The organism is Hydrogenophaga sp. SL48 (genome assembly GCF_021729865.1).
Taxonomy (GTDB): Bacteria; Pseudomonadota; Gammaproteobacteria; order Burkholderiales; family Burkholderiaceae_C; genus Hydrogenophaga.
Map to the genome: position 1 here is coordinate 4148325 of NZ_CP063400.1, position 12541 is coordinate 4160865.

At 71.4% G+C, this 12541-nt stretch carries 13 protein-coding genes; 3 read left to right on the top strand and 10 right to left on the bottom strand.

What is annotated here, in order from left to right:
- Window position 1: 1 nt before the first annotated feature.
- The 4 genes from IM738_RS19615 to IM738_RS19630 all read right to left on the bottom strand — a co-directional run bounded on the left by IM738_RS19615 (window position 2) and on the right by IM738_RS19630 (window position 3230).
- Window positions 2-1381, bottom strand: coding sequence for a 4Fe-4S binding protein (locus IM738_RS19615; RefSeq protein WP_236962716.1), 1380 nt, complete (start codon window positions 1379-1381; stop codon window positions 2-4).
- The gene (locus IM738_RS19620; protein ID WP_236962717.1) at window positions 1378-2217 is read right to left on the bottom strand and encodes an FTR1 family iron permease; all 840 of its coding nucleotides are present in this window, start codon (window positions 2215-2217) and stop codon (window positions 1378-1380) included. The genes IM738_RS19615 and IM738_RS19620 overlap by 4 nt, the downstream gene beginning before the upstream one ends.
- Window positions 2218-2239: 22 nt before the next feature.
- Window positions 2240-2539, bottom strand: a complete 300-nt coding sequence (locus IM738_RS19625; protein WP_236962718.1) for a cupredoxin domain-containing protein — start codon at window positions 2537-2539, stop codon at window positions 2240-2242.
- A gap of 151 nt (window positions 2540-2690) precedes the next feature.
- Window positions 2691-3230 (bottom strand): iron transporter, encoded by a 540-nt coding sequence (locus tag IM738_RS19630; RefSeq protein WP_236962719.1) that lies wholly within the window; start codon window positions 3228-3230, stop codon window positions 2691-2693.
- Between the two features lie 168 nt (window positions 3231-3398).
- Between IM738_RS19630 and IM738_RS19635 the strand changes: the two genes are divergently transcribed.
- The gene (locus IM738_RS19635) at window positions 3399-4598 is read left to right on the top strand and encodes a DUF1513 domain-containing protein (protein ID WP_236962720.1); all 1200 of its coding nucleotides are present in this window, start codon (window positions 3399-3401) and stop codon (window positions 4596-4598) included.
- A 21-nt stretch (window positions 4599-4619) separates the two neighbouring features.
- Here the strand turns inward: IM738_RS19635 and IM738_RS19640 are convergent, their stop codons facing one another.
- Genes IM738_RS19640 through IM738_RS19650 form a run of 3 tightly spaced genes read right to left on the bottom strand, consistent with a single transcriptional unit; the run spans window position 4620 to window position 7572 of the window.
- Entirely contained in the window at window positions 4620-5366 is a 747-nt protein-coding gene (locus tag IM738_RS19640) for an anaerobic ribonucleoside-triphosphate reductase activating protein (RefSeq protein WP_236962721.1), read from the bottom strand.
- A complete protein-coding gene (nrdD, locus tag IM738_RS19645; protein ID WP_236962722.1) occupies window positions 5323-5514 on the bottom strand; it encodes an anaerobic ribonucleoside-triphosphate reductase in 192 nt (63 codons plus the stop codon). The genes IM738_RS19640 and nrdD overlap by 44 nt, the downstream gene beginning before the upstream one ends.
- A 36-nt stretch (window positions 5515-5550) precedes the next feature.
- Window positions 5551-7572 carry a ribonucleoside triphosphate reductase gene (locus IM738_RS19650; RefSeq protein WP_236962723.1) on the bottom strand — a complete coding sequence of 674 codons (2022 nt, stop codon included), beginning with the start codon at window positions 7570-7572 and terminating at the stop codon, window positions 5551-5553.
- A gap of 198 nt (window positions 7573-7770) precedes the next feature.
- Between IM738_RS19650 and IM738_RS19655 the strand changes: the two genes are divergently transcribed.
- Window positions 7771-9066, top strand: a complete 1296-nt coding sequence (locus IM738_RS19655; protein WP_236962724.1) for an acyl-CoA dehydrogenase family protein — start codon at window positions 7771-7773, stop codon at window positions 9064-9066.
- A gap of 126 nt (window positions 9067-9192) precedes the next feature.
- Here the strand turns inward: IM738_RS19655 and IM738_RS19660 are convergent, their stop codons facing one another.
- Window positions 9193-9960, bottom strand: coding sequence for a hypothetical protein (locus tag IM738_RS19660; RefSeq protein ID WP_236962725.1), 768 nt, complete (start codon window positions 9958-9960; stop codon window positions 9193-9195).
- A gap of 129 nt (window positions 9961-10089) precedes the next feature.
- On the opposite strand from IM738_RS19660, the gene IM738_RS19665 reads away from it, so the two are divergent.
- A complete protein-coding gene (locus IM738_RS19665; protein WP_236962726.1) occupies window positions 10090-10965 on the top strand; it encodes an AraC family transcriptional regulator in 876 nt (291 codons plus the stop codon).
- A gap of 46 nt (window positions 10966-11011) precedes the next feature.
- Here the strand turns inward: IM738_RS19665 and IM738_RS19670 are convergent, their stop codons facing one another.
- Together IM738_RS19670 and IM738_RS19675 are read right to left on the bottom strand one after the other, a co-directional pair.
- Complete coding sequence (locus tag IM738_RS19670) at window positions 11012-12037, bottom strand: LLM class flavin-dependent oxidoreductase (protein WP_236962727.1); 1026 nt, start codon at window positions 12035-12037, stop codon at window positions 11012-11014.
- Window positions 12038-12202: 165 nt separating this feature from the next.
- A complete protein-coding gene (locus tag IM738_RS19675; protein ID WP_236962728.1) occupies window positions 12203-12505 on the bottom strand; it encodes a DUF2917 domain-containing protein in 303 nt (100 codons plus the stop codon).
- Between the last annotated feature and the right edge of the window lie 36 nt (window positions 12506-12541).

The following is a 12541-nucleotide window of genomic DNA, read 5'->3' on the forward strand; positions in this document are numbered from 1 at the left end:
GTCACCACCAGAAGAACAGCAGGCCCCAGCCGCCGGCGATCAGCAGCGCCCCTGCGGTCATCGGCACCAGGGCCGCCAGGCGGCGGGGGATCGACGCGCCGTACCGGGCCGTGCAGCGCCACGCCAGCCACAGGCTCCAGGCGGCGGCGCCCGCCAGCAGCAGGGCGCGCGCCGTGCCCACCCAGGGCAGCGCCACGCCCTCGTGCCGCAGCATCGACAGGGTGGTCATCGACAGCCCCAGAAACACCCCGCAGCCGCCCAGCGGCACGTAGGCCAGGGCCAGGTGGTGCCGGGCACCGGGGCGCCCCAGCAGCCGCGCGCCGGCGACGCACAGCGCGTACAGCGCCGCGCCCAGGAGCACGCCCGTGGCCAGGATGTAGCTGGCGATCAGGGCGCCGTCGAGCCACGAGAAGCTGTCGTGGTTCTGGGGGTAGTGCGTCAGCAGCCACCACGGCGCGTTGTCGGCGAGCATCCACACGCCGCCGTGTTCGATCAGCCAGTCGGCGGCCGCCACGCGCAGCGTGACGTACCAGGGGCTGGCCGCCCAGTGGAAGGCCCCCATCGCCACGCCGATCAGGCCGAACAGCAGCAGCACCGTGTCCCAGCCCCCGGCGGCCCGTTGCCCGTTCACCGAGATCTCCACCCCCGGCGGTCGCAGGGCCAGCGCCACGGCGTCGCGCTGGCCGCTGCAGCGCCCGCACATGTGGCAGGCCGACGCGCCCTCCATGCGGCGGATGTCGATCAGGGGGGCGCAGTTGGGCAGGGCGACGATGCCGCCGGTGCGCGCCTCCCAGCGCGCGCGGTCCACCCGGAAGTGCAACGGCGCCAGCCGCGCCAGCAGGCCGAACACCCCGCCGACCGGGCACAGGTGGCGGCACCACACCCGCTTGCCGCGCCCGTACAACAGGCCCACCACCACTGCCGCGACCGTGGAGCCGCCCAGCACGAGCAGCGCCGCCTGGGGGTACTGGTAGACGCTGACCAGCTGGCCATAGACCGTGGTGATGACGAAGGCCGTGCAGGGCCAGCCGCCCCAGCGCATCCAGCGCGGGATGCCGCGCCCGCGCCCGTGGTGGCTGACGGCCTCGCTGAGCGCGCCCTCCGGGCAGAACACCCCGCACCACACGCGCCCCAACAGCACCATGCTCAGCAGCACGAAGGGCCACCAGACGCCCCAGAACAGGAACTGCGCGAACAGGCCGAGGTGGTTCAGGATGCGCGCCTCGTCGTCGGGCAGCGGCAGGAACGCCGGCAGCACCACCAGCACGCCGTAGAACACCACGATCGCCCACTGGATGCCGCGGATCAGGCGCCCGTGGCGGCGCATGGTGTGGCCCAGCGCCGCCAGCGCGCCCACGGGGCGGCCCGGTGCGGCGCTCATGGAACCACCGCGGCAGGACGGACCCGCGCCGGCTGGCCGGCGCGCAACAGCGCCACCACACCGAGCCAGAACCCGGCGTAGGCCAGCACCGTGGTCAGCGCGGGCTGCGCCCGGTAGCCGGTCAGCGCCGCAAGCAGGCCGCCCACGGCGCCGCTGTCGTCCAGGAGGTCCGCGCTGTTCCAGAGCGGGTCCACCAGCGTGGGCAGCACGTCGAGCGAGATCAGCCGGTCCACCGCATTGACCCACAGGGACGCGGCGAGCAACAGCAGCAGGGCCTCGCTGATCTGGAAGAAGCGGCGCCACGACAGCCAGCGCCGGCCCGACCGCAGCAGCCAGAAGCTCGCCAGCGCCAGCCCCAGGCCCAGCAGCGCCGAGGCGGCGAAGCCCAGCCGGCCGGCGCCGGTGTGCCGGCCGGCCACACCGTAGAGAAAGATCACGGTTTCGCTGCCCTCGCGCGCGATGGCCAGCGCCGCCAGCAACGCGATGCCCCAGCCGCTGGCGCGCGCGAGCTGGCCCGCGGCCTGCTGTTCAAGGTCCTGGCGCAGGGCGCGCCCATGGCGGCGCATCCACCACACCATCTGCAGGATCAGCGCCGCCGCGCTCAGCACCATCGCGGCCTGGAACCATTCACCGGACTCGCCGTCCAGCACGCTGGCCGCACCCAGCATGAGCAGCGCCAGCCCGAGCGCGGCGGCCAGGCCCAGCGCCACGCCCGCCCAGAGCCAGCGCAGACCCCAGGCCCGGTCGGGGCGCTCGCTGAGCCAGGCGTGCAGGATGCCGACCACCAGCAGCGCTTCCACGCTTTCGCGCCAGGTGATGAAAATGACTTCGCCCATGCGTTCTTGCCTCAGTGATCCATCACTTCGCCACGATGGCGCCCTGCCCCGTGGTCTGGTGAAAGTCGTCGAAGAAGCGGTAGCGGCCCGCGTCCAGCGGACGGAACACCAGCGACGAGGTCACGCCCGGCGCCAGCACCTTTTCCTTGCGCAGCTCCAGGCTCTCGAACTCCACCGGATCGCGCCCGGCATTCGTGATCTCCAGCCGGAACTTCGCCCCCTGCGGCACCACCAGCTCCGCCGGCTCGAACCGCCCCTCCCGCGCCGTGAGCCGGTAGGTCGGCATGTCGTCCGCCTGCGCCAGGCCCAGGGCCGACAACATGAGCAGCACCGCCACCGGCCGCACACACCAGGTCAACCAGCCGGAGCGCGTGCCACCCCAGCCCAGGACACCGCCGGGCCGGCTTTGCCGGACGGCTGGTGTCGCCCCCCTGGAGGGGGGTGACGCGAAGCGGCGCGGGGGGTGCTCCATTTCAGTACCCGCCTTTCTTGCCCGTGCCCGCAAAGGTGAACTCGTAGCTCACGTCGAAGGGCTTGAACCACGGGCCGACGCCGGTTTCCTTGTCGGTGTGGCGGCCAAAATGCGCCGCGTGGCCGCCGGGCGGGCTGATGCGCAGGGTCAGCTTGTATTTGCCGGGACCCATCAGCTTGACGTTGTCGCCGTAGTGCGGGCCGTCGGAGGCCACCATGGGCATGAAGTGGCCGCTGACCTTCTCGGTCGTGCCCAGCTTGACCAGCTCGAAATGAATGCTGAGGTGGGGCATCCAGGCCCCTTCCTCGAAGCCGTTCGGGTGGTCCTTGAGCGCGTGGATGTCGGCTTCCAGGTGGATGTCCGAGGCCTCGGCCTTGCGCATCATGCCCTCGGGCTCCATCTTGACCGGTGCCAGGTAGACCGCGGCGATCTCCATGCCGGCCACCTTGTGCGGCGTGCCGATCGGGAATTCCTTGGCATGGGACGGCAGGGAGAACAGGACAGCGCCCGCCAGGGCGATCGCGAGCAACGGGTGGTTCATGTGGTGATCCTTAGGGTGGTGAGACAGCCCGATGGCTGAATGCAGCGCGATGCTAAACAAGAATCAATATCATTCAATTGACCCACATCAAGGTTCCGGCCGGAGCCCATGACTAAGGTGCTCACGGACGCTGTTGTCCGGCCCCTCCCCTCACTTCTGCCTGCCTCCATGAGCACCGACCTGCACCGCCGCACCCTGCTGCGCCACACCGCCTGGCTGCTGGCCTCGGGCGCCGTCAGCGCCCCGACCCTGGCGCAAAGCGACACCGCCCCTTCCGACATCATCGGGGCCCCACCCCTGCCATCCCGGGTGCGCCTGGCCGCCGCCTGGCGCAGCCACGGCAACACCCCCGACTGCGGCCGCGACTGCGACCAGGTGGGTGTGCTTGAACTCGACTGGGCTGCGCGCGAGGTGCGCGTGGCCGCCCACCTGCCGGTGCAGGGGCGTGCCCACGGTCTGCTGCCCGAGCCCGGCGGCGGTTTCCTCGCCGTCGCCACCCGGCCCGGCCGCTGGCTGCTGCGCTGCGACCCACTGGGTGAGCTGCAGACCCGGCACCTGATCGACGCCGAAACCCCGCACCGCACCCTGGGTGGCCACGTGCTGGCGAGCGCCGACGGGCAGTGGCTCTACACCACCGAAACCGACACCCGCGACGGCCGTGGCTGGATCGGTGTGCGCGACCACCGCACGCTGCAACGGGTCGCGCAATGGCCCAGCCACGGCCTGGACCCGCACCACATGGCACTGGACGCTGGCGGGGCGCTGCTGGTCGTCAACGGGGGCATTCCGCGCACCGCCAGCGGCCAGAAAACCCGGCTGGAGGCCATGGACCCGTCGCTGGTGCGGCTGGAGCCGCGGAGCGGCGCGCTGCTGGGTCAGTGGCGGCTGGGCGACCCGCGCCTGAGCCTGCGCCATGTGGCCTGGGGCCTGCCGGTGGGCCCCGGCGACGGCACACCGGCGCGCGCGCCGCTGCTGGGCATCGCGCTGCAGGCCGAACACGACGAGGCCGCCCAGCGCCGCGACGCGCCCGTGCTGGCGCTCTGGGACGGGCAGGACCTGCGGCTGGCCAGCCGCAGCATCGCCGGGAATGGCTACGCGGGCGACATCGCGCCCGGTCCCGGTGGTGGCTTCATCGTGAGCGGCCAGCGCAGCCACGAAGGCCTGCTCTGGCACCCCGACGCACCGGACCGCTGGACCACCATCGCACGGCTCACCGAACCCTGCGCGCTGGCGCCCTGGCCGGGAAGCGGCGGGGTGCTGATGGGCGCGAGCCGCGGGGTCGGCTTCTGGCACCCGGCCCTGCCACCGGCCATGCTGGCCTGGCCCGGCGCCATGGCGCCCGACAACCACTGGGTCGTGCTGGGCTGAGCCGCCCGCCAGGGCGGCGCTTCAGCGGCATTCGAACCGGGCAAACCGCGCGGCCAGGGCGGCCAGGTCCTCCGCGTCGAGCACCGGGGCAGCCAGGCCCGGGCTGCGGCAGGTCTGCAGCACCCAGTGCGACACCGCCTGCGCGGCCAACGCGTCGGCCAGGCGGAACAGGTCATCCCGCCCGAACAGGCCGGCGTGCCAGGTGGTGCGGCACTCCAGCGCCACCCCGCTGTGCTGCAGCAGGCGCAGGCTGCGTGCCGCGCGCGCGCCACCGCCGCGTGTGCCGGTGACCTGGTCGTGGCGGTGTTGCGGCGCCTTGATGTCCAGCCCGACCCAGTCCAGCTGCGGCAACACCCGCTGCAGTCGCTCGGGGTACATGCCGCCGGTGTGCAGGCCGGTGGCAAAACCGAGCGCGCGCACCTCGGCCAGGGCCGGGCCCAGCGCCGCCTGCAGCGTGGGCTCGCCGCCCGAGAACACCACGCCGTCGAGCAGCCCGCGGCGCTGCCGCAGGAAGCCGTGCACCGCCTGCCACGACAGGGCCCCCGGAACCGCGGCGTCGAGCAGCCCCGGGTTGTGGCAGTACACGCAGCGCCACGGACAGCCCTGCAGGAACACCACCGCCGCCAGCCGGCCCGGGAAGTCAACCCCGGTCAGCCGCGTGAGTCCGCCGATGCGCAGCGCCTGCGCACCACGGGTCGCGGGTGGTGGTGCGGTGCCCGCGACCTCAGGCGCGGGCGGCCGGCTCGGCAAAGAATCGGCGTTCGGCATGTTCGCCCTGTTTGCCCCGGTTGAAGCTGCTGACCGGCCGGTGGTAGCCCATGACGCGGGTCCAGACCTCGCAGGGCTGGCGTTCGTCGTCGCGCAGGGACATGTCAGCGGCCGTTGACCTGACGGCCGATGGGGTGGATGTGTTCATGGGTGTTTCCTTTTGGGGTGGTTGAAAGACGGGGGATCAAGCGGCCTGCAGCTGGCGTTTGGCGGCCAGCTTCTCAGCGTCGCAGACCGGACAGAACGGGTGCTCGCCCGCGAGGTAGCCGTGGGTGGGGCAGATGGAGAAGGTGGGGGTGACGGTGATGTAGGGCAGGCGGAAGTTCGTCAGCGCGCGCTGCACCAGCGCGCGGCAGGCCTCGCCGCTGCTCAGGCGTTCGCCCATGTACAGGTGCAGCACGGTGCCGCCGGTGTACTTGCGCTGCAGCGGGGCCTGGCGCTCCAGCGCCTCGAACGGGTCGTCGGTGAAGCCCACGGGCAGCTGCGACGAGTTGGTGTAGTAGGGCTGCTCGGGCGTGCCGGCCTGCAGGATGGCGGGCCAGCGCTTGCGGTCTTCGCGGGCGAAGCGGTAGGTGGTGCCCTCCGCGGGCGTGGCCTCCAGGTTGTACAGGTGGCCGGTCTCCTCCTGGAAGGCCACGATGCGTTCGCGCACGTGGTCCAGGAAGCGCAGCGCGAAGGCGTGGCCGTCGTCGGTGGTGATGTCGTGCGCGTCGCCGGTGAAGTTGCGCACCATCTCGTTGATGCCGTTCACGCCCAGGGTGCTGAAGTGGTTGCGCAGGGTGCCGAGGTAGCGCTTGGTGTACGGGAACAGGCCCTGGTCCATCAGCCGCTGGATCAGCTTGCGCTTGGTCTCCAGGCTCTGTTGGCCCAACACCAGCAGGCGGTCGAGCGCGGCCAGCAGGCCGGCCTCGTCGCCCGCGTGCAGATGCCCCAGGCGCGCGCAGTTCACCGTGACCACGCCCAGGCTGCCGGTCTGCTCGGCGCTGCCGAACAGGCCGTTGCCGCGCTTGAGCAGCTCGCGCAGATCAAGCTGCAGCCGGCAGCACATGGAGCGCACCATGTTCGGCTGCAGCTCGGAGTTGATGAAGTTCTGGAAGTACGGCAGGCCGTACTTGGCCGTCATGTCGAACAGGCGCCGCGCGTTCTCGCTCTCCCAGGGGAAATCGGGCGTGATGTTGTAGGTGGGGATGGGGAAGGTGAAGACCCGCCCCTTGGCGTCGCCCTCGGTCATCACCTCGATGTAGGCGCGGTTGATCAGGTCCATCTCGGCCTGCAGATCGCCGTAGCAGAACGGCATTTCCTGCCCGGCGATCACCGGCACCTGTTCGCGCAGGTCGTCGGGGCAGACCCAGTCGAAGGTGAGGTTGGTGAAGGGCGTCTGCGTGCCCCAGCGCGAGGGCACGTTGAGGTTGTAGATCAGCTCCTGGATGCACTGGCGCACGGCCGCGTACTCCATGCCGTCCTGGCGCACATAGGGCGCCATGTAGGTGTCGAACGACGAGAAGGCCTGCGCGCCGGCCCACTCGTTCTGCAGCGTGCCCAGGAAGTTCACGATCTGCCCCACGGCCGAGGACATGTGTTTCGGCGGCCCCGACTCCACCTTGCCCGGCACGCCGTTGAGGCCTTCGTTGAGCAGGGTGCGCAGCGACCAGCCCGCGCAGTAGCCGCTGAGCATGTCGAGGTCGTGGATGTGGAGGTCGCCCTCGCGGTGCGCCTGCCCGATCTCGGGCGTGTAGACGTGCGAGAGCCAGTAGTTGGCCGTGACCTTGCCGGCCACGTTCAGGATCAGCCCGCCCAGCGAATAGCCCTGGTTGGCGTTGGCGTTCACGCGCCAGTCGGCGCGCGTGAGGTACTCGTTGATCGACGATTCCACATCCACCAGCGTCTGCTGGTCGGCGCGCAGCGTGGCGTGCTGCTCGCGGTAGACGATGTAGGCGCGCGCGGTCTGGAGGTGGTTGGCCGCGATCAGCGTCTGTTCGACCACGTCCTGGATCGGCTCGATGCCGGGCGGCGCACCCTTGAAGCGGTGGATCAGCACCTTGACCACCTGGGCACACAACAGCGCGGCCTCGGCGCCGTCGAACTCGCCGCTGGCCTGGCCGGCCCGCGCCAGCGCGGACCGGATCTTGTCGGCATCGAAGGCCTCGCGCAGGCCCGAACGCTTGATCACCTCCCTTGGAAGACTGACCACCATCGCATCTTTCATAGCTCTCGCCTCCTGGATCAAAAACACTACCTATGGTGTTCAAGATACCCGCCAGACACCATAGATAGTTTGATTTGACGCAAGGTCGACGCAGCTTCCAACGCGGTTTCAGGCCTTTCACCGGCTTGATCTGCGTCAACCGGGTGCGGCTGTCACGCGCGTTCTGACAGGACCGCGCCGAGCCTGAAGAATCCCGGCATGGACTTCGATCACAGCCCCCGGGCGCAGGCGCTCCAGCAGCAGCTGGAGACCTTCATGCAGACCTACCTGCTGCCGCACAACGCGGCCTGGCACCAGGCGGTGCAGCAGGGGGACTACCCGCCACCCTTCCTCGAAGACCTGAAGACCCTGGCGCGCGAGGAAGGGCTGTGGAACCTGTTCCTGCCCGGGCTGCGCGAAGACGAGCCCGGCACCCGGCTGGGCAACCTCGACTACGCGCCGCTGGCCGAGGCCATGGGCCAACTGCACTGGGCGGCCGAGGTGTTCAACTGCAGCGCGCCCGACACCGGCAACATGGAGCTGCTGCACCGCTTCGCCACATCCGCGCAGCGCACGCAGTGGCTCACGCCGCTGCTCCATGGAACGATCCGCTCCGCCTTCGCCATGTCCGAACCCGACGTGGCCTCGTCGGACCCGACCAACCTGCAGACCACGGTGCGGCGCGAGGGCGACGACCTCGTGCTCAACGGCCGCAAGTGGTTCATCACCGGCGTGGCGCACCCGGGCTGCCGGCTGTTGATCGTGATGGCGCGCAACGCGCCCGACGACAGCGCCGCGGCCGAGACCCGGCACCACCAGCACAGCATGGTGCTGGTGCCGCTGGACACGCCGGGCGTGGACGTGGTGCGCAACATCAGCGTGGTGCACCACCACGCGCCCGAGGGGCATGGCGAGATCGTGTTCCGCCAGGTGCGCGTGCCGGCCGACCACCTGCTCGGCGGCTGGGGCGAAGGTTTTGCGATGGCGCAGGCGCGGCTGGGGCCGGGCCGCGTGCACCACTGCATGCGCACCATCGGCCAGTGCGAGCTGGCGCTGGCGCTCGCCACCGAACGCGCGCTGGAGCGCCGGACCTTCGGCAAATACCTGGCCGACTACGCCAACGTGCAGGAGTGGATCGCGCTGTCGCGCATCGAGATCGACCAGGCGCGCCTGCTGGTGCTGCGCTGCGCCTGGCTGCTCGACCACCCGGAGCGCACCGAGCCCGCGGCCTTGCGCGCGCAGGTGGCCGCGATCAAGGTGGTGGCCGCAGGCCTGCAGACCCGCGTGGTGGACCGCGCCATGCAGATCTTCGGTGCCATGGGCCTCTCGCCCGACACGCCGCTGGCGCAGTTCTGGACCTGGGGCCGCGCCCTGCACCTGCTCGACGGACCCGACGAGGTGCACCTGCGCAGCGTGGCCCGGCACGAGCTGGAGCGGGCGCGTGAACGCATGGGGTCGTCTTCCGCCTACTTCACCACGCCCGAGCAGATGCGCACGCCACCGCGCCTGAACTGAGGCCACGTTCTACAACCGCGTGGGTCGCGCGCTCATACGTCCAGGGCACCGCCGGGCCGGCTTTGCCGGACGGCCAGTGCCGCCCCCTTGAGGGGGGCGCGCGAAGCGCGGCGGGGGTGTTCCAGTTCAGCGGTCCACCTGGCCCGGCAGCGAGAGGTCGCCCGACGCCACCTTGAACACCTTCGCCACGCACAGCAGCGGCGTGTGCAGGCTGGCGTTCACCCGCAGTGCGGCGGTCACGCCGTCGAACTTCAGGGCCTGCAGCGCCGACACGTTGTCGAAGGGCACGCGCACGTTCACGCTGTCGCGCTCGAACGAGGGGCTCCAGCCGGGGCTGTCGATCAGCAGCGGCAGGCCGGGCCAGGTCTTGGGCAGGCGCGGCCGGCTGCCCTCGGGGATGTCGACCACCTTCAGCGACCCTTGGCCACAGGCCTCGTCGGGCCGCAGCACCACCCAGTGCGAGTGCCACACGCCGCCGTCGTTCTTCAGGTGGCCGTCGCCGTTTTCGTCGAACAGCGGCGTGTCGTCGAAGTCGGGGTGGGCGGTGACGGCGAAGGCCAGGATGCCGGCCTGGGGCTCGAAGCCCACCTCGGCCGGGTCCAGGCTGGTGGGCCAGACGTAGGAGAACACCCGGCTGCCGGCCAGCTGGCCGGACTTCGTCGGCCGCGTGCGCCCGGCCTTGCCCGAGACCTGCATGTGGAACACCAGGGCGTTGTCCTCGGTGCTGATGCGGGTGTGCACCACATCGAACGGCGCGTGCACCGCCTTGGCCGGCGCGGTCGCGATGCCCCCGGTGTGGGCGCGGCCCCCATCGGCCAGGGCAGGCCCGGCCAACGCCAGAGAAGCCACCAGCCAGGTGGCGCGCAGCGGGGAGGAAAGGGAGATGGAACGCATGGAAAACTCCTGGAGTGGGGCTGGGAACAGGCCGCCGGCCGGCGGTCCCGTGGCACCCAGTGTCGTTCCGCCTTCTGTTCAAATGGGATCATTTCGTACACGATGGATACCCATTCGTTCAGCCACCCCATGACCACGACACCCCCACCCGTCGACCGACTCTCTGGCCTGCTGGAGCGTTTTCCCGTGCGCGCCCAGCTGTCGTTCACCGGCACGCTCTGCGGTGTGCAGAGCTTCACCCCCGCGCCCGGCACGGGCTACCTGCACGTGCTGCGCCGGGGCACGCTCAAGGTCACACACCCGGCCCGGCAAGGGGTGCCGCGGCGCCTGCAGATCAGCGAACCCTCGCTGCTGTTCTACCCGCGCGCCATCACCCACCACTTCCACAACCCGCCGGTCGAGGGCAGCGACTTCACCTGCGCGCAGCTGCGGTTCGACGGCGGCCAGGCGCACCCGCTGGTGCGCACCCTGCCCGGCGTGCTCGTCCTGCCGCTGCACCAGGTGGACGGGCTGGCGGCCGCGCTGGATCTGCTGTTCGCCGAGACCGACCGGGTGCGCTGCGGGCACCGCCTGCTGGCCGACCGGCTGTTTGAAGTGGTGCTGATCCAGGCCCTGCGATGGCTGCTTGACCACCCGCGCGAGGCCGGGGTGCCGCCCGGGCTGGTCACGGGCCTGTCGGACCCCCGGCTGGCGCGCGCGCTCGTGGCCCTGCACGACGCGCCCGGCGCGCCCTGGAGCGTCGAGCAACTGGCCGCGGTGGCGGGCATGTCGCGCACCAGCTTCGCCCAGCGGTTTCGGGACCTGGTCGGCCAGACGCCGGCGGGCTACCTGACCGACTGGCGCATCGGCCTGGCGCAGGCGGGGCTGTTGCAGGGCGCGTCCATCAAGCAGCTGGCCAGCGACCTGGGCTACGCCAACCCGTCGGCCCTGAGCCGTGCGTTTGCCGCCCGGTCCGGGCACTCGCCGCGCGACTGGCTCAAGGGGTCTGTGCCCTCGGCGCGCTGACCCGAGGCGCGGCCGGCCCCCGGGGCGCTGCGGGACCTCAGGCCACTCAGGCCGCCACCGCTTCGCGCATCGCCGCCGCCGCGATGTCCAGCGAGCGCAGGCGCAGCGCAGGGTCGAACACGTCGCTCACCAGCATGAACTCGTCGGCCTGCGTGGCCTCGGCGAGCCGCTGCAGGCCGGCGCGCACCGTGTCGGGCCCGCCCACCACCGCGCAGGCCAGGAAGTCGGCGATGCCGGCGCGGGCCTGCGGGTCCAGTCCCGCCAGGAAACCCGCCACCGGCGCCGGCAGCTGGCCGCGCTGGCCGGTGAGGATGCCGAGCACGCGCTGGTAGGTGCTGCTGGCCAGGAAATCGGCTTCCTCGTCGGTGGGCGCGGCGATCAGCGGCACGCCGACGATGGCGTAGGGCTTGTCGAGCACGGCGGACGGCTTGAAGTTGTGGCGGTACAGGTCCAGCGCCTGCAGCAGGTAACGCGGCGCAAAGTGCGAGGCGAAGGCGTAGGGCAGGCCGCGCTCGGCCGCGAGCTGGGCCGAGAACAGGCTCGATCCCAGCAGCCAGATCGGCACGTGCGTGCCGGCGCCCGGCATGGCGATCAGCTTCTGGCCCGGCACCGCATCGCCCAGCAAACGCTGCAGCTCCATCACGTCGCGCGGAAAGTCCTCTTCGGTCTCGCGCCGGTCGCGGCGCAGTGCGCGCATGGTCATGGGGTCGGTGCCGGGCGCCCGGCCCAGACCGAGGTCGATGCGGCCGGGGTAGAGCTCGGCCAGCGTGCCGAAGGCCTCGGCCACCACCAGCGGCGCGTGGTTGGGCAGCATGACGCCGCCCGAGCCCACGCGGATGTGCTGCGTGGCGCCGGCCACGTGGCCCACCAGCACGGCCGTGGCCGAACTGGCGATGCCGCTCATGTTGTGGTGCTCGGCCAGCCAGTAACGCGTGAAGCCCAGGGCCTCCGCGTGCTGTGCGGTGCGCAGGGCGATGGCCAGCGCATCGGCCACCGTGCCGCCTTCGCGCACGGCCACGAGATCGAGCAGGGAGAGGCGGATGTCTTGCAGGGGCTTGGGCATGGGATTCATGGACCGCATTGTCAGATGCTTTGCATCCCGCCGGCCGGTGAGCCCACGAAAGACCCCTGTCCCCCTCCCCTGGCGAGCCGCCTCCACCCACCGGATCAGCGTGCCTTGATGGCACCACCGGAGCGCCAACGCAGGGGAAACGCGGTCAACGCGCCGCCATCCGGCTCACCCGGCGGGCGGGAGCACCCGCAGGGTGAGCGCTTCGAGAGCCTGCACGATGAGGCGCTCGGGTCGGTCGCAGGTGTGGCTTTCACCCGCATCCAGCACGGTGTCCCGCGGGTCGCGGTCATGGGTGATCCAGGCCCGCCCGGCGATGCACTCGATGCGGCAGCCCAGTGGCCGCGTGATGCATTGCAGGGCCCCCCTGGGCAGCACCCAGGTGTCGGCGGCGGGGCGCGCGCTGGCGGCCGGGTGCGGCCGGCGCGACAGGCGCAGGGTGGAAGGCAGGGACAGCGGTACGGTGTGCATGGCTCAAGGCCGGCGGGGCCGGCGAAAGGTGGGAAG